Source organism: Parasutterella secunda, assembly GCF_024733725.1.
Taxonomy (GTDB): domain Bacteria; phylum Pseudomonadota; class Gammaproteobacteria; order Burkholderiales; family Burkholderiaceae_F; genus Aphodousia; species Aphodousia faecalis.
In genome coordinates this window covers 164532-187970 of sequence record NZ_JANRHP010000001.1, presented here as the reverse complement: position 1 = coordinate 187970, position 23439 = coordinate 164532, and the positions used below count along the sequence as shown (strand labels likewise).

Sequence of the window (23439 nt, the reverse complement as noted above, 5' to 3'; positions counted from 1 at the left end):
AATTCCAATCATTTCCATAGTTTCTGACATTTCTTTACGTTTAAAAATTTTATTCTCTGTATCATTATTGATAATCATTATCAATTAGGAGAATAAAATGTCTCTTTTAAATACCAAGGTATTGCCCTTTAAAACAGAAGCGTTTGTAAATGGTCGCTTTGTTACTGTAACGGAAGAAAGCCTTAAAGGACACTGGTCTGTCATTTTTTTCTATCCGGCAGACTTTACTTTTGTGTGTCCTACGGAGTTAGAAGATTTAGCCGAACACTATGAGGAATTTACTAAGCTTGGGGTCGAAATCTACGCAGTCAGTTGTGATACACATTTCACTCATATGGCTTGGCATGAATCATCGCCGGCGGTCGGTAAAGTGAAGTTCCCGATGTTAGGCGATAGCACCAAGGCGATTGCTCGTAATTTCGATGTTTTGATCGAAGCCGATGGTATGGCTGAGCGAGGAACTTTTGTAATTAATCCTGAAGGCGAGATCGTTATTATGGAACATCACGACGGTGGTATCGGTCGTGATGCAAAGGAACTTCTTCGCAAAGTTCAAGCGGCTCAGTACGTTGCCGAGAATCCGGGGGAGGTTTGCCCTGCTAAGTGGGAGCCGGGTAAGAAAACGCTAAAACCTTCAATTGAATTGGTTGGAAAAATCTAATCGTATTTTAATATTAAGACGATAGGGCTCCATTGACGGAGCCCATTTTTTATCATCGACCTAGAAGGCGATCTGCCAAGCCACTAGAGCGTTCTGTCTTATGTAAAACAGAGGCTTCAATACTCTTAAACGTTCCGAAGACCGCCGCTTCTTTTTGAGCACGGGTAACGCCCGTATAGAAAAGTTCCCGGCAGCACAAGGGATTATCATCTGCAACCGGCAAAAGCACGGCAACGTGTTCAAACTGTGAGCCTTGTGATTGGTGAATCGTCATGGCAAAAGCTGTATCGTGTTCGGGCAAGAGGCCGACAGGAATGCGTTTATGGCGGTCACCGATATAAAGATCATATCGGGTAGGGTCGTCCGCTTGAGGGATCACGATTCCCACATCACCGTTGTAGACATCAAGAACCGGCGTGTTTTTTCGGATGATGACCAGGCGTCCAGGATAAAAAAGGGAATCTTCTTCAGCGCCTACATGCTCCCGAACAATGCTTTCCATTAACCGGTTAATGGCATTGACGCCATTCGCCCCCTCGCGCTGCGCAGCTAAGATTCGAAATCTCTCCGCTTCATCCCACAGTTTTTTAAGAAGATTTTCATCGGCTATCAGATTTTCCAAATCCTTCAGGTAGTTGTTTAGCGCTTGCAAATAGCTTTTGATATGTGGGCGAATCCAGTTAATAAGAGACGGATCAACAAAACCTGTTCGATAAAGGCGGATGCTTACCTTATCTTTGCCGTCTTCGGCTTTTTTAAATTGATTGATAAAGTCTTCACCATTAAAGCTAGAGTTAGCCGATTTGATGGCTTGAGCCAAACGACCGACATTGGAGTCGCTTGTGAAACGGTGGCTGATGGTCAGTTCTGCCATATTATTGGCAAGCGCTCCATCTTCTGCGGTCAGATCAGCTAAGACAGAACCCGGTCCCACGGCAGATAACTGGAATTTATCACCCAAAAGAATCAGACGGGTTCTTTTCGGATCAATCACTTTTAATAGTCTTTGGGCTAATCGCAAATCAATCATGGAGGCTTCATCCACGATCATAACGTCAATATCCAAAGGATCCTTTTCACTGGGCATTACGCCTTTAACATTTCGTGTCAAAAGCCACTTATGGATAGTTTGGGCGGTAAGTGTTTTTTCTTGAATTCGTTTCAATACACGGCTAAAAAATGACGGGAAACGTTGGCATGATCCCATAAGAGACTGCATGATGCGGCTTGTGGCTTTACCCGTGGGAGCTGCCAGAGCCACTTTAAGCGAAGCGTCTTGAGCTAGAAGGCATTCCAAAAGTTTGGCAACAACCGTTGTTTTGCCTGTACCGGGGCCACCCGTAATAATGAAAAAGTGCTTTTTCAAGGCCTCTGCAACAGCCCCCTGTTGTTCTGCGCGTGAGGGATCGTCATCGGAGGATTCGTTATAGCGCAGGGTATCCAAGTGCTTGAGTGTTTGGGTTGCCGCAGTCGCTAAACTGAAAGAATCTTGTTGTGTAAAAGCCAAAATTTTGGTGGCGACATCACGTTCTTGTTCAAAGTGACGCTGCATGTACAGACGGTTAACTCGTTCGCCGATGTCGAGAACAAAAGGAATCTCCTCGTCAATATTTTCCCGGTCTGACTGTGGTTTTTGCGCGAGCAGACGTTTTTCAGTTAAAAGTTGAATTTCTTCGCCTCCAAGGAAGGCTTCGGTCTTTTCCCATTGTATGCACACACTTCCTTTTTCATCAGCTATGGCCAAAGCGTCCATTAGTTTGAAAAGGCATTCGGGCGGGTTTTCGTTTGTGCTGAGAGCCCTTTGGCGTGTTCGCCAAAGTGAAAGGCCAATCGCCCGATAGGCGAGCAGCATGGGGCTGAGTTCTGTTTGATTGTCTGCCATGGTCGCTTACCTGTCTAAGAAAAGTGATTGCCGGCGATATCGAGACACGTGATGGCGTTGTCTCTCCACATTTGAACCACGATATCACGATCATCGACGGCAAAGATAACGTCCGCAAAAGGTTCAATCAGTTCCCGGTACATTTTAAGCTTATAGTCCGGGTCGCTCAGTTCCGGATAATGGCTCAGGATCAACTGATCATAATGAATATTGTTCTTGGTGAGCCATTCTTCGGTTTGTGGTTTAAAGCGGGCAGGGCGGGCCGATAAAAGAATAACCTTGATTCCTTTTTCTTCTGCCATGTCGATTAGCGCCTTACAGGCGGGAACAACTTTGTCAAAAACACACGCCGAGTGAAACTCTTCCCGGCGCTTCGGTCGTTCACGCATAAAGTGAACCCTATGTTCGCAATCACAAAGGGTGCCGTCCAGATCAAAAACAATGGCTTGTGGTTTACGTCGAATCATATTAAATCGTTCCTTCCAATTGAGCGGTTTGAGCGTACGCGTTCACAGAACCTTCGTGATAACCATTTTCAAAAAAATCGTCCAGACAGGCGATCAATGCCTTGGGCGGCCGGGCAGTGAAAACACCGAAAGGTTTGGGATCGTCTTTGCGTATTCCACGAATGAAGGCGTAAATGATGCCACCAATTTTTTCATCGGGGTTTTCAATGCCGCAAAAGCGCAGGTGACGCCTGAGAGCGACCAGATAAATCAGGTACTGAAGACTGTAATGATGTTTTTGGATTTCTTCGAGCATTCTTTCAAGGGAAAAGCCTTCCGCCGTATCGGCTAACTTTGTGCCCTTCCAATCCAAAACAAAGAACCGACCGTCGAATTCAAAGGCAAGGTCAATGGCGCCTGTGAGGTAGCCGCGCAACTCTCTGTCATTGTCGATTTCAATGTGATACAGGGGATCAAAATGCTTTAAAAGTTTGCTCAAATTCTTGGAGCTAACCGGACGATGGCCTTCGGCCGGATTGCCGATCGCAATTGTGAAATTCATTTCGGCGGTTTTTTGTTTAGCGCTTAAATCACACAACCTCAAATCCGTTTGAGTTCCAAATACAGTTTTATCAACTATCTTTGAGCAAAGCACGTCCTTTAAAAGTTTGTTTAAAACCGGCAGATATCCTTCAATGCCATAGGGCTGTAAATGGTATTGGAAAGGAATCATGAGACGCGTAAGGTTTCGATTAAGCGCTGCCTCGGATTCCGCAGAGCCGTCAGCGGCCTTTTTCACAATATCAAACCCGATTCGCTCAAAAAGAGCATGCAAAAAGGTACCGCTTTCAAGTCCCCGTTCAAAATCCATAATGGTCAGTGTCTGAGGATCTTTCTGCTGCTCACTTTTTTCAAAAGATTCACGATTCATCAATTCACTTTCATCGCTATCTTCTTTTTCTTCGATAAGTGTCAAACGTTCCGTTGTTTCTGCTGCTCCTCGCGCAATGGCTGTATAGCTTGTCGGAAACCATGACGTCGGAATCACTCGGCCGCACGCGGCACTGAGTTCTTCATCGTTTTCATTATTGTCTTGACGTGTTGCGCTTTGTTTGTGCCAGGAAAGGCATTGCGTATCATCGGCTATTTTCTGCACGGCCAGTTCTTCGGGCGCGTCTTTGAGCCAATGAGTCAGACAGGTTTCAAAATCGCTTTGGCTGGCTTTTTCTTTACCTGTTAATGCCTTAGCATAGGCATTGCTGGTAATTTTGAAAGCCTTGCCGCTTTTATAGTACGTAAGAGGTAACACCAGGCGTTGTGAAGCTCGAGTCATGGCCACATAAGCCAAGCGCAAGTTTTCCAAATCCTCCTCATGGTAGAGCGTTTCGTCAATGTTCGGATAGACCGGATAAAAACTGAAAGTAAATGAAATCCGACCGTTATGAATGCTCTTAAAGACACGAGTTTTATGGTGACCGGCGGCCCCCAATTCCAAAGCATTGGCAAAGGGTAAAAAGATGACCGGATACTCGAGCCCTTTACTCTTATGAATGGTCATGACATTGACTAAGTCCGCGTCGCTGTCAAGCCTTAATTGATACTTTTCATCATCGGGTGGATTTTGAATTTGCTGGCTCAGCCATCGGGCCAAACCGGAAATGCCTTTTAAAGATAAAGAAGTCTCCTGCAGCGCTTCCATGAGATGCTGATAATTGGCGAGCTGTCGTTCTCCGTCTTGAAGCGGCAAGAGTCTTTTTTGTGTGCCGCACTCAAGCATAATTTTAGCTATGGCGGCGGAAACTCCACGCTTATTCCATATCGTGAGGGCTTCTTCAATAAGCTCTCGGGCCTTAAGCGCAGCCTTATCGTCTAATTCCGACTGTCCCTCGCGGCCGAAGGCTTCCGGGATGATCGCGTTGATGCTCTCGCCCATCAGTCTTGTGCTTCTGGCTAAGCGCAACGCTTTAATATCCTGGGGTGACTCAAGCGCTTCGATGATAAGGAGCATCTCTCGCGCTTCGTCGGTTGAAAAAATGCTGTTTTCATCTTGAAAAAGAACACGAATGCCTTTTTTAGCCAAGGCAGCCCGAAAATCCGGCACATATTTTTTCACACGAAATAAAACAGCGATGTCGCTAGGTTTGAGCCTTTCATTTTTAGACTTATAAACGTTGCCGGATAGTAAAGCGGCAATCTCATTGGCAATGAGGTTGATTTGCTGATTGCGGTCACCGGTAGGATTTAAAGCCGCTTTCTCTTTAGTCCAAATTTCAAAGGTGGGTAGTGCTTCAAACGAATCGCCTTTTTTGAGTAAAAGGGGACCTTTATTGGATCCGGCTGAAATCGCACTGTAACCCATGCCGGCATCTAAAAATGGGGTGGCCGACTCAGTAAAGAAACGATTGATTCCTTCGATGAGGCTCGGACAGGAGCGATAGTTTTTCTTTAGCTCATAAATTTCACCGATATCGGCCTGTGCGGCCAGATAGGTATTGATGTCGGCATTTCTGAATCGATAGATCGACTGTTTGGGGTCGCCGACAAAAAAGACGGATTTGGCGCGGCTATCCTCGGCGAGGAACAGACGTTTGAAAATAGTGTACTGGATAGGATCGGTGTCTTGGAATTCATCGATTAAAATCCCGTCGTAGCGGTTTTGAACGCGCTCAACAAAAGCCCGGTTATCGAGCTCTTCGTACATATCTAAGAGCAAGTCATTAAAGGAGCGGATGCCGCTTTCGCGTTTTTTTCGCTTTAACGCTTCCGGCGCTTTTTCGATAAATCGTCTCAGCAGTAAACGAAGGCTCTCTTCCAAGCTTTTCTGATCCTGCGTTTCTTTCCACTCTTTTTTATCGTGCTGACCTGTTTTCTGATCAATGAAAAGAAGGTCATCAAAGAGTTTGACAGTGGCATTCTTAGGAGCGGAATTCAGCGCGTTGAGAATCTCCTCCCACGGTTTGGTGTCAAGGAGCAGTTTCTTAAACTCATCATTATCTGAAAGCGTTAATGCCTCACGTAAAAACGCTTCAATGACTTCTTGTCGAAGGTCGCTATCATCTCCGATTTCAAAGTCAAAACCTTCTGAACTCGAGAACTTGTGTTCTTCGAGCATCTTTTGGCAAAAGCTGTGGATGGTGCAGATAGAAGCATCGTCAAGTCTATCGATTGCATCTTGAAAAACGGTTGGATCAATTTCAGCCTCGCGCCACTTTTTGATCAAGGCAATGAGCGTCGGATCGTACCGTGTGTCTTCATCCCGGCTATCTTCGTAGGCCTGTTGCGCGCGAATTAAAATCTCGCGCACGCGCATCTTCAATTCAGCCGTGGCGGCTTTGGTGAAAGTTACCAGCAACAGTCTTTCAATCGGAATCCGTTCTTCAACAATCAGGCGCAAGACAATATGAATGAGTGAGTATGTCTTACCCGTGCCGGCACTGGCTTCAATGAGTTTTCGGCCGCAAAGAGGCGAGTCGATGACATTAAATTCCTTTCTCATTGTTGCGCGCCTCCAAGCATTAAATTTTCAAAGTTTTCAGTGAGCAATTGCATGGCCTTCGTTCTCTTGCCTTTGTCCTCTTTCGGGAAAACGGCATCCGGCGTTATGGCTTTAAGCGCATTGTCTAAAAACGCCGTGCTGTAGCCTTTGATTGTTTCATAGTCGCGACCGCGCCACATGGCCGCTTCGACCGCATTGTCATATTTTGAGGTGATGACACAGGCTTTTTGGATAGTCTTCACCATCAGCTCAATTAAGCTAAACAAAAAATAGCGGGCTATGGGCTCTTCAATGGCTTTGAAAATACTCAAAACCGGTTTTTCGTTCATATTTAAAAGTAGCAAATTAACCGGAACACCCATCGCACAAAGGATGGCCGCTTTGGCTTGAGCGGTTACACTGCCGCTCTTGGAATAGGCTAATTCAAGCAGATACGGCGTATCGTTTTCAGTACTGCTTTGCCAAGCCATGGGATCTTTTTCCCTTTGCTCATCTTCAAGGTGAAAAGTGATTGTTTGGATATTTTCAGCCAAAAGCGTTTTAAAGGGGTAAAGATTTTCCAGAGGCAAAGAAATCGTTTGCATATCGCTTTTACCGCAAGAGAGAATTTCAGCTCTTACCGCTTGGGTTTCATTGGCCTTTTCAACTTCCTCTTCATATTGCAGGATACGGGTTTCTTGATTTCCTTTAGTCGGATCCAAAGCTATTTTGTTCAGAATGGCCTGGGTGCAATGACCGTCAGCGAGCGCCTGCATGAGTTCTCGTCTCAGCAACGACAATTCAAGACCGTCCTTGCTACCGAATAGGGGAACGCGATCCTGGAGTCCGTTTTCATATTGTCTGAAATCCAAACGCTTTTGAAGCCACACGGCAGGATCTTTGTAAAAAGCCAGAACATCTTCCAAGTAAAGTGTGGAAGAAAAGAGTTTCTCGTCAAGGGGGCCGGTGAGCATCTGAGGCTCTAAGCCCTGATAGTTAGTTTCACGGGCCTTTTTCAGCGCATCAAGTGTCTCGCCCATGAAACTTTTCCAATAACGCGTCGGGCTTAATCGGAAATTGTCTGCGGCGGTGTCCGTAAGCGTTATTTCAGTGCTAATCGTATCGGCCATGCGCTTTTTGGCTTCCAGCTTTGTTTCGTTATCCTCGGGGGCTGCATTTTGAGTGAGAAAATCCAGTAAATCGACCACAACGGGTGAGGCGTTAAGAGGCGCTTTCTTATCGCTTCCGACGCAATAAGAGCATACAAAGCGATTGCGAGCGGCAAGGAAAAGATCGAGAAAGACGTTTCGATTATCGGATCGGCTGTCACGATCATTTTGTCGCTTAAGTGCGTCTGTGCCCATAAGATCAAATTCTTCAAAACGCTGATTGCCCGGGAAACCAGATTCTTCGCCTAATCCAATGATGATGATAACTTTATAGGGAAGTCCTCTGAAAGTACTCATCGGCGCAAGAGTCAGGCGGCCGATCGCAGGATTTTTGTCCGAGGGTTCGCTGATTCTGTCCTCAAGGGCTCGCCAGTACACGCAAAGGGGCATGGTAATCGGTTCAGGAACGGTGGTCAGTGCCAGTTCCTGCACTCTTAGATCATTTCTGACACTCATGAGCGCCAACTTGTCAGCGTTATTGCCGAAAAAACTTTCCAAGAGGTTGTGAGTCCATAAAGATAGATCTGCGGGCAGTGCTTCATCGCCTAAAGCTTTCATACTGCTGAAAGCTTCTTTGAGTTTGTCGGCAAGGCGGCATAGTTTTATAAAGAGTGACTGATTGTCTGCTAAACCGGCAAACGGATCACTACCGTGCTGCACTGGCAAAATGTCATCCGTGCAGGTTAAAGTGCCTTCTTTAAAAACGTAGCCCCAGCTTAACCGTTCGATGGCACGTTCCAGAGTTCCTTCACCGGCCTCAGATAAAGCGGCCTGAGAAAAATCCGGATGAGTCGCTTTTAGATGTTCGGCATTAATTCCGCTTCGAAAACCGGCCGCTAAAAGCCAGTCGTGCAATACATTGAGATCATCGAGTTTTAAATCGAGCGCTCGGGCGACCGCGGGAAGCTCCAGCCAAGCATTGAGCGCGGGCAGGGTAATACCATTCATGAGCAATTTACCCAGATCAACAAGGGATCGCGCATTCATATCGGCATCGGTTGCCGTTTGCCCGAATATTTGATAATCCATTCGGTATTGCGGTGGCAGCGCTCGCATACAGGCTTCAAAGACGGGAGCTGTTTTATCGATTTCAGGTGTTGTAATGAGCACTTCTTCCGGTTTAAGCGCCAGAGAACGATCGGTGAAGAAGGCCTGAATCATATTGATGGCGTTTTGGACTTCTCGGGTTAACGTTGGCGCCTTGATAATTCTGACGGAAGGATCTGAAGGCGATATTTTTTCAGGCAACCCCTGGGCTGAGTTTTGTAAAAGGGCTTTTTGAGCCGTGTGAAGCAATAGCTCAGAGTCCTGAACGAGATCTAATCGCTCTGTTTGGGCTTGCGTCCAAATATTGAGTTTTTGTAGTGGGGCGCTCGTAAGATCGGGAAGTTTTTCTGGCTCATGCCCGGCATTTTCCTGGCCGTCAGGTGTAAAAGTCCAGAAGCGGTTGATCATTGCCCGGGTGGAGGCAGCGTTTTTGCGTAAAAAATTCAAAGCTTCGCTTTTTTCAGAATCAAGATCCGAATAAGAATCAAACCAGTACTCCACACAGGGATTCAAGAGATAAACATAAACCTTATGACCATGTTCGGACAGCAATTTAATGATCGGCAACATCAGCGGCGAAATGCCGCTGGGTTCGAAAAAGTGCAAAGTTTCCGGTTCATTGGCGAATTTAATTTCGAGAGACTCCGGGTTTGCGTAAAGTCTTAATGTTTCCCGGCCGTTCCAGACAGCGGTTTGTGAAAGTTTCTCCCAAATCGCTTTTTGCCAAATAAAGTCAGGATGCGCTTGGAGTGCTTTTTTCTCAGAAGACAGTTGCCTGTCATCAATTCCTCTATAGATCGTTTGGGGCTTGACACCGGAAAATCCCATCCATTCAGCAACCCAATCAAATCGGTAATTGACGTACTTATCAAAAACCGAGGCAATTTTGCGGGCAAGCTCATAGCGAGCCAGCGCTTTTTCCTTATCCGTCACTCGATGACTGAAGAAGATTCTGAGCCGCTCATGACGGTTAATGAATTCGTCGTCAAGCACGGACCAGATAACCCAAAGGAAATCCTGGGCTTCCTCAGGTTCTCCGACACCGATGCCGGCGTAGTTATGAAACCAGGATCGAGTTGTCCAAAAGTCCACTCCGGAGCAGATTCCGTTAACCTGCGCAAGGTGCTGCCGAAGTCGATTATTAATGGCACTGGTGGCGGAAATAACACGGACGCGCTCAAAAGGATCGGCTGATTGTTTTTTATCTTCGGTAATTTCAGCCGTTAAGTAGGCTTCTAAAATCTCGTAAGCGTTGCTGTAGACGGTTTTTAACATCGTTAGCTCTTTTGTATTCAGTCAATCGGCTTTTTTTCAATTCGGACAATACCGGCTATATCTTTCCAAGTATTAATCCAACCGCTTAACAATAGGCTGTCTTCAATTTCAACATTGAGCTCATAGTGTCCGTTATTGAGCTTCTTTATAGTTTGGGTACGATTGAAAGGAGCCTCAGTCAGATTGAGCGCCGTGGCTTCATTGGTAAACTCAATCGTTAACAAAATAGTACGGGTGTTTTCGTTGGAGTAATTGAAGTGGTGTTCTTTGACATACGTCTTAATATCAAAATTTCTCTCTTTTTGTGCCAACTCATTTAAAAGCGTTGCGTCACTTATCCGATGCAAAGCCAAATGACGAATGTCCGTGTAGCCGTCAAAGCGGCAGACGAGGTATAAACGGATATCCTGCTGAACAAGTCCTATGGGTGAAACGGTCTTTGTCTTTTCGTGCCCTTCGGCATTGTGGTAGACAATTTTCAGTTTTTTATTTTCAAAAAGGGCATTGGAGACCGCCTCAAAAATTCTCGGTTTTATATTGGGCGGAATTTGAGGAAGGCTATTGGAGACCACCGCAATTTTGTTTAGCCATTCATTTTCATGGGTAATGCGTCCCTGAATGTCGTCAAGTGTTTGTCTAGCCGCATCAAAAAACGGTTGCATTGCTTTATTCAATTTCCCAGGCAACTGGTATCTCAAATTGGCTTCGATTAATCGAAGCATGAGCGCTTCTTGGGCTGAGAGATTGGTAAAGGGGAAGGGTGATGTATCCGTTCCCATACGGTAGCTGAAAGGCTTGGAGTTGTCATTTCTCTCAAGCGGAAGGCTTCCGCTTTCATAAAGCTGCTTTAAGTAACGCTGAAGCGTGAGAGTTTGAATATTGATTCCGGAGGCCAGAAGACTATTTTGAATTTCTTGCGTGGAAATGAAACGATGACGCGGAATACGTTTAATTACTTCCAAGTAAAGCAGAGCTTGGTTGATTGCGTTCATTTGTCTTGCCATATGAGTTTCTCTCCACAAAATGATCGCATTCATTCTATCAATTTAAGATGGAAGCAATAGCTTTAAAAAGTGCGGCTTATTAAATTTTGAAAAAGCGGAGGCGATTTCTGACAAACTACTGCGCTTGTTCTTTTTCGGCTGATTTTGCCGAATGGATTTTCCAAGTTGCAAACAAAAGCAAAAAGCCGATACCGGCTAGAACACTCGCCGGCACGCAAGACCAGTTTTCCGGGTGGCCAGCTTCAATTGGAAGACCTCCCAACCACGCACCGACAGCGTTGCCGAAGTTAAACGCGACTTGTCCCATGGCGGCAGCTAAAAGTTGTCCTTCTTTAGCATTTTGGAGAATGAGAACTTGCTCTGGTCCCGAAATAAAGAAAACGCAGCCTGCGGCGATGACGGTCAGGCCGATGGCAATCCAAGTTAACTGTGCGCTGAAAAATAAAAGGATAAGCGAGCAACAGAGAACCGCTTGACCGAGACAGGCCAAGGCGGCATTACCGATACGTCTTGATAGTTTGGCGGCCAAAAGGTTTCCGCAAACCATACCAAAGCCAGCCAATGTAATCACAGCACTCATCAATGAAGCCGGTACGGAGGCTAAATTTTCCATGATGGGATTGACATAGCTGTAATAGGCAAAAAATCCCCCATTGCCAAAACCGATGGCGCCCAACACGAGCCACGGAGTCAAATGAGTTAGAAACCTAAACTGAGCAGAAAAGCCGTAATCAGGCAGCGCCGGTAATGCAGGAATCCAAAGTTTTATCCCAATGAAGACCAGTGCTGCGACCGCTGCAACAATCATGAAAGCAAGCCGCCAGGTCACCGCCCATGAAAGGAAGCTTCCCAGTGGAACACCGATTAGATTGGCGACAGTCATGCCGGCAACCATCAAACAAACATCTTTAGAGGCTTCGCCTTTTTTGGCCAATTGTGTGGCCACAATGGCTCCTACGCCAAAATAAGCTCCGTGAGGCAGTCCTGCAATTAGACGTGCACCGAGCATGCCCCAATAGTCAAAGGCGAAGACTGTTAATGCGTTGCCAAAAAATATGAATCCGACAATCATCAAAAGCAACGTTTTAAGCCCAAGATTTCTTGCAAATATGACCATCAAAAGTGCGCCGATGCACACGCCGGCGGCGTAAGCCGAGACAAAGTGACCGGCTTGTGGAATGCTGACGTTGAGTTCTGCCGCCACACTGGAAAGAATGGACATCATGCAAAATTCGGCAATTCCTAAAGCCAATGTTCCAAGACTTAAGGCGATCAGGTGTTTTTTCACAGGTCTTCCTTTCTTTGTTGAGTTTGCCAGGATACTCTGATCGGATTGTGCTGTAGGGCTTTTTTCTAATTAATTTTGTCTATCTGAATGATTGTTTCTCATAGAATTGAGTCCCATGGACTTTAAATCCCCCTTTAGGTTTGCAACAATTTCACTATTAATACTGTTGTAAGTGCTTGAGATGGAAACAGCTAATCTGATAACAATGATAGGGTGGGCCGCAAGCGGTACCGGCTTTACTTTTATGATGACCGCGCTGGGAGCCGCCAGTGTTTTCTTTTTCAGAAAAACAATTTCTGAAAATGTACATCGTATGGCTTTAGGGCTTGCAGCCGGTATTATGATCGCCGCTTCTGTCTGGAGTCTTTTGATTCCGGCGATGGAAGCGGCCGAGGAAGCGGGAGGCGCAGGCTGGTTGCCGGCTTGCGGAGGCTTCATTTTAGGGGTCGCTTTTTTACTTTTGCTCGATGAGCTGCTTCCGCACTTGCACCCCGGCTCCAAAAATCCCGAAGGTCCGAAGTCCCATCTATCTCGAGCTTCTTTGTTATTTTTTGCCGTTACGCTTCACAACATCCCTGAAGGAATGAGCGTCGGTTTACTTTTTGTCGTAGCCGGTCAAACAGGTGATCCTCTGGCGCTTTCTGCGGCTTTTGCTTTAGCGCTGGGTATGGGTATTCAAAATATTCCTGAAGGCGCGGCAGTCTCATTGCCCTTACGTCAAGAAGGCTATAGCGCAAAGAAAGCATTTGCTTTTGGAGCCCTTTCTGGACTGGCAGAACCCGTATTCGGCATTTTGGTTGTGCTCTGCGCTTCTTGGATTGCACCTTTTATGCCTTGGCTTTTAGCTTTCAGTGCTGGGGCCATGATGTATGTGGTGGTCGAAGAGCTGATTCCCGAAGCCCATTTAGGCGAACACTCTAATATCGGAACATTGAGTGTGATGGCGGGTTTTGTCTTAATGATGGCTCTTGACTGCGCTTTAGGTTAATTGAAAAAAAAGCACCTGAGTAAAGTCTCAGGTGCCGAAATATCCCTTAGTTCTTAAAGAGATTCACTTGCGAAATCAGCCAAACGACTTCTTTCTCCGCGCTGTAAGGTGATGTGGCCGGAATGCTCCCACCCTTTGAAGCGATCGACCACGTAAGTCAAACCTGAAGAGCCCTCGGTGAGGTAGGGGGTGTCGATCTGAGCGATGTTGCCCAGACAAACAATCTTGGAACCTGGACCCGCACGGGTGATGAGCGTTTTCATCTGTTTGGGCGAAAGGTTCTGGGCTTCATCGATAATCACGAACTTATTTAAAAATGTCCGACCTCGCATAAAGCTCATACTCTTTACTTTGATGCGACTGCGGATAAGGTCGTTGGCGGCATGCCGACTCCAGTCGCTTCCCGAATCAATGTTATTGAGCACTTCCAAGTTATCTTCAAGCGCTCCCATCCACGGCAGCATCTTTTCTTCTTCCGTACCGGGCAAAAAGCCGATTTCTTCACCAACGCTGACAGTTGCACGCGTGAAAATAATTTCAGAAAAGCGTCGCATATCCAACGTTTGTGTCAAAGCCGCGGCAAGTGTAATCAAAGTCTTACCGGTGCCTGCCTGACCCAATAGAGTGACAAAATCAATATCCGGATTCATCAATAGGTCAAGCGCAAAACATTGTTCACGGTTTCTGGCGGTGATCCCCCAAACCGAGTGTTTGCTTTGCATGTAGTCGCGCACAACGCAAAGGGTGGCGGTTTTGTCCTCAATCTTTTTGACCTGAGCGAGGAAAGAATCATCGGGTAAATAGACAAAAAGGTTTGTAAACCAATCTTTAACCAATGGACCGGTAATTTTGTACCAAGTACGTCCGTCTTCTTTCCAACTTTGCATCTTTTTGCCGTGAGTTTCCCAGAAATCTTCAGGAAGCTGCATACGGCCCGAGTAAAGCATATCGGTATCGTCAAGCGTCTTGTCCGAGAAATAGTCCTCGGCAGCAAGACCCATTGCCGTTGCCTTGATGCGCATGTTGATGTCTTTGGAAACCAACACAACTGAGCGTTCTTTTTCCTTATTTTGAAGGGCTTGAACGACTCCCAGAATTTGGTTGTCAGCCTTGCCTTGAGGCAGTCCTTGAGGAAGCTGTGCTTCGAGTGTTTGCGTTTGGAAAAATAGTTTGCCCTGAGCCTCGGTGTTTCCCAAGGCGCTTAACTCAATGCCTTCGGAGATATTGCCGTCGCTGTGGCCTAAAAGTTGGTCAAGATAACGGGAGACCTGTCGGGCGTTGCGAGCGACATCACTCATCCCTTTTTTATGACCGTCGAGCTCTTCAAGCGTAATCATCGGCAAAAATACATCATGTTCCTCAAACTGAAAAAGCGAGATCGGATCATGCATGAGTACGTTTGTATCAAGCACAAAAAGCTTTTTGCCGTGTGTCTTTGCTCGATAGCCTTTTTGTTTTTTCGGTGAGTTCTCTTTTTTCTCGAGTAAGTCAGCCGTTTTGGGTGATTTGACACGCTTGACGGCTTTGTTTGTTTCAGAAACGACAGGTTTTTCTTTGACTTCTGTTTTGAAACTTTTTGGGTTGGATGCAGGCTTAACCGTCATTTCACCTTCTTTCAAAATTGAACCCATCGCTTTGGGCAGGGGAGGCAGCGGCATGCTTTTCTCCTTATTGCAACGATTTCAAATGTTCAAGAACAGCCTGAGCGTGTCCGGCCACTTTTACTTTTCGCCATTCGGCGCAAACGACACCTTGAGGATCAATGAGGAAAGTGCTGCGCTCAATGCCCATGTACTCACGACCGTATAGCTTTTTCAGTTTAATGACGTCAAAAGCCTTGCAAAGCGTTTCTTCGCTATCGCTAATTAACGCAAAGGGGAAACCCTGCTTGTTGCAGAAGTTGGTGTGACTTTTGATTGAATCTCTGGAAACACCGATCACTTCACAGCCGGCCTCTTTAAATTGCGTGTAAAGCGCGGCGAAGTCGCGGCCTTCCATCGTGCAGCCGCTGGTATTGTCTTTGGGATAAAAATAAAGGACCGTGTAGCGGCCTTTGAACATTTCGGAAGTGATTTCTCCAGTGGTAGCCTGGGCAGAGAATGGAGCAATCGGCTGATTTAAAGTAACGCTCATCGCAAATCCTTTTAATGTAAGCGCTTAAAGCTTAACAAAGCTTTTGCTTCTTGGCGTACAATCATCGCAATTTTTTGTGAATTAGCTATGACAAAAGACGGTCCTCTTTGGTTAGTGGTTGTTAGTGTTGCTACCGGTGCCACCTTAGGTGCGATGATCCGGTGGTGGCTTACCTATGCCTTTAACGGCACCTCTTGGTTCCTATCTTCGCCCTTGGGAACGCTTTTGTCTAATCTTTGCGCGGCCTACCTGATGGGGATGGCTCTGGCCTGGCTTTCGACCCGGCCGGAAATCAGTCCAGCCGTCAGACTTTTTATCATCACCGGTTTTCTCGGTGCCTTTTCCACACTGACGGCGGTTTTGGGAGAAAACCTGCACTTTATGCTGACCGGTCAGTGGCTAGCTTCTCTTGAACACTTCTTGATGCATATCGGCGGTTCTTTTATTGCTTTGATTCTCGGTGTGCTAACCATTCGCGGGCATCTGTGAGAAAAAAGTTTTTGATCCACCTCTTTTGTGTGACAATCTATTTCAGTTTGTCATTATCTCATTGAAAAATAAGTAAAAAATATCTTTTTCTTTTCTCTTGAAATTTCTAAACCCTACCCCATATAGGAGTTAGAAAGATTGTTTTGCCAGTTCTGGAAACGGGCAAAGCAGAAGGAAAGAAAACAATGAGACAAGATAAATTAACGACAAAATTCCAACAAGCTTTGGCTGACGCACAAACAATTGCGCTTGGCAACGACAACCAAATCATGGAAGACGTGCATCTTCTCGCAGCTTTCTTGCGTGACGAAGACGGATCCACGAAGTCGTTGCTACAGAGAGCCGGTGTATCGGTTCAAAGGCTTGTTCAAGAGGTTGAAGACACGGTTCGCCATTTGCCGAAGGTAAGCGGTACGGGGGGCGATATTCAGCCCGGCCGCGATCTGATCAATTGGTTGAACCTCACTGAAAAGGAAGCCATGGCTCACGGTGATGAATACATTTCCGTGGATATGGCACTCTTGGCTTTGACGCAAGCGCAAGGGGAAGCGTCTCGTATTGCCAAACGCTGCGGCTTAACCCGTAAGGCGCTTGAGGCTTCCATTGCAGAAGTGCGGGGCGGAGACTCGGCTGATAATCCGGATGCGGAAAATCAGCGCGAAGCCCTCAAAAAGTACACCATTGATTTAACCGCCAAGGCGCGTGAAGGCAAGCTTGACCCGGTTATCGGCCGTGATGATGAAATTCGTCGTGCCATGCAGATTCTGCAGCGCAGAACGAAAAATAACCCTGTGTTGATCGGTGAACCCGGTGTCGGTAAGACAGCCGTGGTGGAAGGCTTGGCCCAGCGTATTGTCAATGGCGAAGTGCCTGATACGTTGAAAAACAAACGGATTTTAAGTTTGGATATGGCAGGCTTGATTGCCGGAGCCAAGTACCGTGGTGAATTTGAGGAACGCTTAAAGAAGTTACTCAAAGAAGTCACGCGTGCCAACGGTCAGATCATTTTGTTTATCGATGAACTGCACACCGTGGTCGGAGCCGGTAAGACCGAGGGCTCGATGGATGCGGGCAATATGCTAAAGCCGGCTCTTGCCCGTGGAGAATTGCACGTAATCGGGGCGACCACGCTTGACGAGTACCGCAAGTACGTTGAAAAGGACGCCGCGCTTGAACGTCGTTTCCAAAAAGTGATGGTCGATGAACCAAGCGTTGAGGATACGATCGCTATTTTGCGTGGACTGCAGGAAAAGTACGAAGCTCACCACGGCGTTGAAATTACTGACCCGGCTATCGTGACTGCGGCTGAGTTGTCGCACCGTTACATCACCGACCGTTTCTTGCCCGATAAGGCAATTGACTTGATCGATGAAGCGGCGGCACGCGTGAAGATGGAAATCGACTCCAAGCCGGAAGCCCTTGATAAGCTTGATCGCCGAATCATTCAATTAAAGATTGAACGCGAGGCGATGAAGAAAGAAACCGATGATGCCAGTAAAAAACGGTTGGCCGCGATTGAAGACGAAATCACGGATCTGACCAAGCAGTACGGTGATTTGGAAGAGGTCTGGAAGAAAGAAAAGATCGAGGCGCTTGAAGCGAAGAAAGCGCGTGACGATATTGATAAGACCCGTCACCAAATGGAAGAGTACCGCCGCCAGGGACAATTCGAAAAGCTTGCCGAGTTGCAATACGGCGTGTTGCCTAAACTTGAGGAAAAGCTGAGAAAAGAAGAGTCTAAGAAAGGCGAGATGAAGCCCAAGCTCTTGCGTACAAGCGTCGGAGCAGAGGAAATCGCCGAGGTGGTTTCCCGTGCAACGGGTATTCCGGTTTCCAAGATGATGGAAGGCGAGCGTCAAAAGCTTCTTCACATGGGTGAAGCGCTCGAACGCCGTGTCGTGGGACAACCCGAAGCCGTCAAGGCCGTTGTTGAAACGATTTTGCGCTCAAGGGCCGGTCTATCAGATCCGAATCGCCCCTACGGTTCGTTCCTCTTCCTAGGACCGACAGGTGTCGGTAAGACGGAACTGACAAAGGCTTTAGCAGAGTTTCTCTTTGATACGGAAGACGCCATGATCCGTATCGATATGAGCGAATTCATGGAAAAGCACTCGGTGGCTCGTTTGATCGGTGCGCCTCCGGGATATGTGGGTTATGAAGAGGGCGGCTATTTGACCGAGGCCGTTCGCCGTAAACCCTATAGCGTCATTTTGCTCGATGAAGTGGAAAAGGCGCACCCGGATGTCTTTAACGTCTTGCTGCAGGTCTTGGATGACGGTCGTATGACCGATGGTCAAGGTCGGACGGTGGACTTTAAGAACACGGTCATCATCATGACAAGTAACTTGGGTTCTCATGAAATTCAGTCGCTTGTCGGAGCCGGCAAGGATGAAATCCGGACCGCTGTGATGGCGCAGGTGCGTGAGCACTTCCGTCCGGAATTCATCAACCGTATTGATGAGATTGTGGTCTTTAATGCTTTGGGTGAATCGGTGATTAAGGATATTGCCAAGATTCAACTGAAGAAATTGGCCGCCCGTGTCGAGGCTCAGGACATTAAGTTGGTTGTGACCGATGAAGCCTTAACGGAAATTGCCAAGGTTGGTTTTGATCCGCTTTACGGTGCTCGTCCATTGAAGCGCGCAATCCAAGATCATATCGAAAACGGTTTGTCTCGTCTGCTTTTGGCTGGCAACGTTAAACCGGGTGATACCGTGACGGTTGGTGCCAAAGGCGATGACTTCACCTTTGATGTGAAGTCAGTTGACGCATAAATTTAGAAACTTCTAATCTAAATTGCTTAAAAAAAGGCCCGAAATAAAAAAATCGGGCCTTTTTTGTTTTTTCTTTCTATTTACAAACGTTAATTTTTGGCGTTTAATTTAATCCAAAGTTGATAGAGGCGCGACGCGAAAGAGTATCAAGCCTGAGGGGACACCCGAAGACAGCTCGAGAAAGGTCAAGTCGCCGAAACGATGATTCCGGTAGGAATCACCAGTTGGGCATGGGAAGAATATTTCCATGACTCCCGCTTTCGACAGGAAGTGGAGGAGCTATCGATCGCAAACGGCTGTCATCGCCTTATTTGAATGACATAAGCAAGGTTGCATCGATGGATGCAACTTTTTTTTTGTAGCTTTTGTTTAATTCAATAACAATAAGGACTAGATGATGACGACAAGCTCTGTTGCCAATCAACTGCAAAGCGAAAAGACTGAAATGCGTCGTGATGTAACGCTTTTCGGTGGCATTTCCGTTTTGGCAGGTATCATGATCGGCTCCGGTATTTTCTACATCGGTGCCATCGTTCTCCAACGCGCGGGCATGAGTCCCGGTCTCTCCCTTTTGGTTTGGTTAATCGGCGGTCTGGTGACGCTTTTGAGCGGTATCTGCTTTGCTGAATTAGGTGCCATGATCCCGAAGGCGGGCGGCTACTACGTTTATTTGCGTGAAGCTTATGGCGAACGCATTGCCTTTATGTGCGGGTTTGGTAATTTCTGCCTGTCCAACCCGGGCTCCATCGCTGCATTGGCTGTCGCCTTTGCCGCGGCGCTCAATTCCATTTGGACAATTGACCCGATCAGTCAAAAGGTTATTGCCATTTCCACCGTTTTGCTCCTGACGCTCATTAATATCCGCGGGGTGGGTATCGGCAGCCGTTTGGGTAATGTCTTTATGGTTTTAAAGATGTTGCCGATTCTTTTGATTCTCTTTGCGGGTCTGCTTTTGGGCGAAGAATCCCCCGACCTCTTCATGTACCCGGGTGAAATGCCCTCCATCTCGACTTTGCTTTCGATGATCGGTTTCGCCGTTATCGCCACGTTGTGGGCCTATGAAGGATGGACCAACCTCAATAACATTGCAGAAGAAATCAAGAATCCGAAGAGAAACATTCCGCTTGCTTTGATTTTGGCTATCGTTGGCGTGGCGCTTTTGTACGTGCTCTTTAACTACGCCATTTTCCGTGTCGTGCCTTACGGCAAGATTGTTGAAATGGTTAATTCCGGCAACTACTACTTGGGTACGGAAGCCGCCAACATGCTCTTTGGCAGCGCCGGTCTCTACATCGTGGGCGCTGCCATGATTTTGGCAATCTTCAGTTCCTTAAACGGTTGCGTTCTTGCCTTTCCGCGTATGACTTACGCCATGGCTCGTGACGGTGCGTTCTTTAAGCCCTTTGCCAAGCTTCACCCGACGTATCGCACGCCGGTCAACGCCCAACTTGCCTCGGCTGTTCTCGCCATTGTTTTGATTCTGTCGAGAACCTTGGGTGAATTGACGAGTTTGGTTGCCTTGTGCGGTATGATTTTCCACGGTATGACTTTCTTTGCCGTGATTGTCTTGCGCCGCAAGTATCCAGATTTGGAACGCCCGTATCGCGTTTGGTTCTATCCGATCCCGATTTTGATCATCTGCGCTGTGATGATCGGTTTGATCATCAACACGATCAGCAACGATCCGATCACCGTTGTTTTAGGTTTCATTGTGCCGTTGCTTGGTTTGGTTATCTATGAAGTAATGTTCCGCAAGCAGCACGACGCTCAAGTGGCCGCTCAAGCTAAGGAAAATGGAGAGTAACACCATGTCGACATTGATTTATAACGCCAATATTTATGTCCAACGAGGCGTATTTGCCCAGGCCCTTTTAGTGGGTGATGATGGTAAGATCGCAGCGGTCGGTACAGAGGAAGAGGTGCGCGCTGCCTGCACGGGCAACGAAAATTTGTACGATGCTCAAGGCCGCACGATTGTTCCGGGTTTTAATGACTCGCACCAACACCTCTTTAACACGGGTATCGCGTTGGCTGCCGTTCGACTTCAAGGTGTTACTTCCATCGCAGAAGTGATTGAACGCGGTCGTCGCTATATTGAAGAAAATCAACCGCAGCCCGGTGAAGTGATTCACGGGATGGGGTGGAATCAGGACTACTTTACAGACGAGCATCGTCTTTTAACTCGTCACGACTTGGATAAGATTTCGACGGATTACCCGATCATTTTCGATCGCGCTTGCGGTCACATTCTGACTTGCAACACCAAGGCGCTTGAAATGGCCGGTGTCACGGTTGACACGGTTCCAAACGCAGGCGGCGCCATTGACCAAGAAAATGGAGAATTGACCGGTGTTGTGCGTGAAAACGCACGCGCTCAGGTTCGCTGCTTGATGAGTGAACGCTCTGTTGAAACGAAAAAGCGTTTAATCCGTACAGCCATGAAGCACGCCAATGAAACGGGGGTGACCTCTGTTCAAACGTGTGACGTGCGCATGGGAGACTGGGAATCGACGCTTGAAGCTTACAATCAAGTGTTGGCTGAAACGCCGACTGTCCGTGTCTACCACCAATTCAGCTTCATGGAGCCCAATGCTTTCCAAGAATTTTTGGATAAAGGCTATCGCACGGGTGTGGGTAACGACTTCAACCGCTTCGGTCCCTTGAAGCTCTTTGTTGACGGCAGCCTCGGCGCCCGTACGGCCTACATGCGTGAACCCTATGCTGATGATCCGTCCACTCGTGGTATTGCCACCTTAACGCCTGAAGAAATCGATACGTTGGTCGGCATGGCTGTTAAGAATAATTGTGGCGTGGCTGTGCACGCCATTGGGGACGCGGCGATTGAAAACGTTTTGAACGCCTATGACAAGGTTTGTGAAAATGGTGAAAATCCGTTGCGTTTGGGCATTATTCACGTTCAGATCACGGATCGTCCGTTGCTTGAACGCTTCACAAAGAATGACATCCTAGCTTTGGTTCAGCCGATCTTCCTGCACTACGACACGGCCATTGTGGAAGATCGTGTGGGTAAGGACTTGGCGGCAACAAGCTATGCCTTCAAGACCTTGATGGATTTGGGCGTTCACACGAGCTACGGTACGGATAGCCCCGTAGAAGATATGGATCCGATTGCCAACCTTTACTGTGCGGTGACTCGCAAGAATTTGCGTGGCGAACCTGCCGGCGGTTGGCATCCTGAGGAATGTGTGGATATTTATTCGGCCGTTGATGCCTACACCATTGAAAGCGCCTACGCTTCCTTTGATGAAAAGGTGAAGGGGCGTTTGATGAAGGGGTATCTCGCGGACCTTGTTGTTTTAAGCGACAACATCTTCACCATTAATCCTGACGACATCCTCAAGGTTAAGGTCGATGCCACGATGGTTAACGGTAATTTCGTTTTTCAACGCAACTAATTTAATCCATTAAATAAGAAACGGCTCTGTCAGCAAAAATACGCGACAGAGCCGTTCATTTATTGGTTAAGACAAAAGATCAATTGAGCTGATAAAGAGTCGGTGTCAGGTAAGAAATCTCTTCACGTAAGAATGGTTCATAGAGCTTACCGTCAAAGGCCGGGTAACGAACTTCCTCATCATCGTCTTCGAGCATAAACGTCCCTTCACTCACAAATCGCACTTGCTCATGCTCAAATTTGTGCAGCATTAAAGTGGCTTCGAGACTATCGAGAAGCTCGGCGGGATCATCAAAAAAGACAGGCCACCCCAATCCTTGATAAACCTTTGAATTCTCGCCCTTAAGACTGATGCCAAGACGAAATTCTGCCATCTTTGCCTCTCCGGGTCCCGCCGGTTCGTAAAAAGGAGCGACGGCAATTTGCAGATCTTTAATGGCGTAGCCGTCAGTTTGCTGAAGCTTGGCAAGTGCTTCTCTTAAAGAGAAATGGCGGAAGAGACGGCCGGCTTCCATCATGGAGGCAATGCACGGCAACATGAGACTTGTGTTGTAGTTCTTCGGATCATCGACTTTTTGCAAGTACGTCTGAAGCTCTTCAGAAGGATGCTGCAAAAATTCCATGTGCGTTGCCGGGTAATGCTCATCAAAAATGCGCTTGAGTGCGAAAACAAGATTTTTCTGCATTTTCTGCAAACTGACTTCCGGCACAAAAGTGGTGAGCGGAAGCTTTTTGATGGGGGTGCTGACAATGAAAGGAATTAAACGAATATCAGCAACAAGCTCGGTCATCTCCTCACGGGTCTCTTCAGAAGTGATAAAGCGCGAGATACCAGGTTTACTCGAGGCCACCCATTGTCTGACATGGCTTTGCATTTCAAAAGGCCGTAGGGCAAATGTATCAGTACTGACCATATCGCTATTGATGCGGATTTGATAGTCAGGTGTAAAGAGACCTTTTAAGAAAACCTCGATTTTCTTTAACGCTTCTTGCGGAATTTCTCCGAACGGCAAACCGTAGGCGCTTGAGGCCATAAACGGCATGACCATCAAGGCATGAGTGTATTTGTCATCTGTGATGTTGCACGATAAGCATTCAAAGAAAAATGTCCAGCGCATTAAATCGCTGTATTCGTAATTGTTTTCTTCTAGCTTTTGAATGACCGGTGTTATGAAGTCTGACTCTAATTTGGCGTACGCTGAAGCAGCGGCCAGCTGCAACTTGGTGTAGATCGGATATTTTTGATCAATATCGGTTGCTGCGTCGGCTTTCTTGATGAGTTTTACGAGTTCATCAATTGTCTTATTAAGAAGTTTGCTGTCAGTCACGATACTTTGTTTAGAAAAAGAGGAGGGCGAGCCATTTGGCTTCGCCCTCCGAGTCAGTAATCAGT

15 protein-coding genes and 1 riboswitch are annotated in these 23439 nt (G+C 47.1%); of the genes, 6 read left to right on the top strand and 9 right to left on the bottom strand.

Going from position 1 to position 23439, the window contains the following annotated elements; all coding sequences use genetic code 11:
* Nucleotides 1-97: 97 nt before the first annotated feature.
* Nucleotides 98-661 (top strand): alkyl hydroperoxide reductase subunit C, encoded by a 564-nt coding sequence (gene ahpC, locus NW199_RS00850; protein ID WP_258333314.1) that lies wholly within the window; start codon nt 98-100, stop codon nt 659-661.
* Between the two features lie 52 nt (nt 662-713).
* On the opposite strand, the gene recD is transcribed toward ahpC, so the two are convergent.
* The 6 genes from recD to NW199_RS00820 form a co-directional block, all read right to left on the bottom strand.
* Entirely contained in the window at nt 714-2543 is a 1830-nt protein-coding gene (recD, locus tag NW199_RS00845) for an exodeoxyribonuclease V subunit alpha (protein ID WP_258333313.1), read from the bottom strand.
* Nucleotides 2544-2557: 14 nt separating this feature from the next.
* Nucleotides 2558-3010, bottom strand: a complete 453-nt coding sequence (locus tag NW199_RS00840; protein ID WP_258333312.1) for a phosphatase domain-containing protein — start codon at nt 3008-3010, stop codon at nt 2558-2560.
* Between the two features lies 1 nt (nt 3011).
* Nucleotides 3012-6485, bottom strand: a complete 3474-nt coding sequence (locus NW199_RS00835; RefSeq protein ID WP_258333311.1) for a UvrD-helicase domain-containing protein — start codon at nt 6483-6485, stop codon at nt 3012-3014.
* Nucleotides 6482-9955, bottom strand: a complete 3474-nt coding sequence (locus NW199_RS00830; RefSeq protein WP_258333310.1) for an exodeoxyribonuclease V subunit gamma — start codon at nt 9953-9955, stop codon at nt 6482-6484. The genes NW199_RS00835 and NW199_RS00830 overlap by 4 nt, the downstream gene beginning before the upstream one ends.
* 17 nt (nt 9956-9972) lie before the next feature.
* Nucleotides 9973-10959 carry a helix-turn-helix transcriptional regulator gene (locus NW199_RS00825; protein WP_258333309.1) on the bottom strand — a complete coding sequence of 329 codons (987 nt, stop codon included), beginning with the start codon at nt 10957-10959 and terminating at the stop codon, nt 9973-9975.
* A 115-nt stretch (nt 10960-11074) separates the two neighbouring features.
* The gene (locus NW199_RS00820) at nt 11075-12247 is read right to left on the bottom strand and encodes an MFS transporter (protein WP_258333308.1); all 1173 of its coding nucleotides are present in this window, start codon (nt 12245-12247) and stop codon (nt 11075-11077) included.
* A gap of 181 nt (nt 12248-12428) precedes the next feature.
* On the opposite strand from NW199_RS00820, the gene NW199_RS00815 reads away from it, so the two are divergent.
* Nucleotides 12429-13235 carry a ZIP family metal transporter gene (locus tag NW199_RS00815; protein ID WP_258333307.1) on the top strand — a complete coding sequence of 269 codons (807 nt, stop codon included), beginning with the start codon at nt 12429-12431 and terminating at the stop codon, nt 13233-13235.
* A 53-nt stretch (nt 13236-13288) separates the two neighbouring features.
* Here NW199_RS00815 and NW199_RS00810 read toward each other — a convergent pair whose 3' ends face one another.
* Both NW199_RS00810 and NW199_RS00805 read right to left on the bottom strand, forming a co-directional pair.
* A complete protein-coding gene (locus NW199_RS00810) occupies nt 13289-14893 on the bottom strand; it encodes a PhoH family protein (protein ID WP_258333306.1) in 1605 nt (534 codons plus the stop codon).
* 10 nt (nt 14894-14903) lie between these two features.
* Nucleotides 14904-15368 carry a peroxiredoxin gene (locus tag NW199_RS00805; protein WP_249091787.1) on the bottom strand — a complete coding sequence of 155 codons (465 nt, stop codon included), beginning with the start codon at nt 15366-15368 and terminating at the stop codon, nt 14904-14906.
* 87 nt (nt 15369-15455) lie between these two features.
* Between NW199_RS00805 and NW199_RS00800 the strand changes: the two genes are divergently transcribed.
* The 4 genes from NW199_RS00800 to NW199_RS00785 all read left to right on the top strand — a co-directional run bounded on the left by NW199_RS00800 (nt 15456) and on the right by NW199_RS00785 (nt 22047).
* Nucleotides 15456-15857 (top strand): CrcB family protein, encoded by a 402-nt coding sequence (locus NW199_RS00800; protein WP_249091786.1) that lies wholly within the window; start codon nt 15456-15458, stop codon nt 15855-15857.
* 185 nt (nt 15858-16042) lie between these two features.
* A complete protein-coding gene (gene clpB, locus NW199_RS00795; RefSeq protein WP_258333305.1) occupies nt 16043-18631 on the top strand; it encodes an ATP-dependent chaperone ClpB in 2589 nt (862 codons plus the stop codon).
* Between the two features lie 115 nt (nt 18632-18746).
* Nucleotides 18747-18921: riboswitch (Lysine riboswitch) on the top strand.
* A 107-nt stretch (nt 18922-19028) separates the two neighbouring features.
* Entirely contained in the window at nt 19029-20435 is a 1407-nt protein-coding gene (locus tag NW199_RS00790; RefSeq protein ID WP_258333304.1) for an APC family permease, read from the top strand.
* 4 nt (nt 20436-20439) lie between these two features.
* Nucleotides 20440-22047, top strand: coding sequence for an amidohydrolase (locus NW199_RS00785; protein ID WP_258333303.1), 1608 nt, complete (start codon nt 20440-20442; stop codon nt 22045-22047).
* A 79-nt stretch (nt 22048-22126) separates the two neighbouring features.
* Here NW199_RS00785 and NW199_RS00780 read toward each other — a convergent pair whose 3' ends face one another.
* Complete coding sequence (locus NW199_RS00780; protein WP_022472841.1) at nt 22127-23374, bottom strand: DUF2863 family protein; 1248 nt, start codon at nt 23372-23374, stop codon at nt 22127-22129.
* Nucleotides 23375-23439 lie beyond the last annotated feature (65 nt).

Excerpts from the sequence above, each read along its gene's own strand:
- NW199_RS00815 (WP_258333307.1), top strand. The coding sequence starts at position 12,429 with ATGGAAACAGCTAATCTGATAACAATGATAGGGTGGGCCGCAAGCGGT.
- NW199_RS00830 (WP_258333310.1), bottom strand. The coding sequence starts at position 9,955 with ATGTTAAAAACCGTCTACAGCAACGCTTACGAGATTTTAGAAGCCTAC.
- NW199_RS00800 (WP_249091786.1), top strand. The coding sequence starts at position 15,456 with ATGACAAAAGACGGTCCTCTTTGGTTAGTGGTTGTTAGTGTTGCTACC.
- NW199_RS00805 (WP_249091787.1), bottom strand. The coding sequence starts at position 15,368 with ATGAGCGTTACTTTAAATCAGCCGATTGCTCCATTCTCTGCCCAGGCT.
- NW199_RS00825 (WP_258333309.1), bottom strand. The coding sequence starts at position 10,959 with ATGGCAAGACAAATGAACGCAATCAACCAAGCTCTGCTTTACTTGGAA.
- NW199_RS00810 (WP_258333306.1), bottom strand. The coding sequence starts at position 14,893 with ATGCCGCTGCCTCCCCTGCCCAAAGCGATGGGTTCAATTTTGAAAGAA.
- recD (WP_258333313.1), bottom strand. The coding sequence starts at position 2,543 with ATGGCAGACAATCAAACAGAACTCAGCCCCATGCTGCTCGCCTATCGG.
- NW199_RS00785 (WP_258333303.1), top strand. The coding sequence starts at position 20,440 with ATGTCGACATTGATTTATAACGCCAATATTTATGTCCAACGAGGCGTA.
- ahpC (WP_258333314.1), top strand. The coding sequence starts at position 98 with ATGTCTCTTTTAAATACCAAGGTATTGCCCTTTAAAACAGAAGCGTTT.
- NW199_RS00835 (WP_258333311.1), bottom strand. The coding sequence starts at position 6,485 with ATGAGAAAGGAATTTAATGTCATCGACTCGCCTCTTTGCGGCCGAAAA.
- clpB (WP_258333305.1), top strand. The coding sequence starts at position 16,043 with ATGAGACAAGATAAATTAACGACAAAATTCCAACAAGCTTTGGCTGAC.
- NW199_RS00790 (WP_258333304.1), top strand. The coding sequence starts at position 19,029 with ATGACGACAAGCTCTGTTGCCAATCAACTGCAAAGCGAAAAGACTGAA.
- NW199_RS00840 (WP_258333312.1), bottom strand. The coding sequence starts at position 3,010 with ATGATTCGACGTAAACCACAAGCCATTGTTTTTGATCTGGACGGCACC.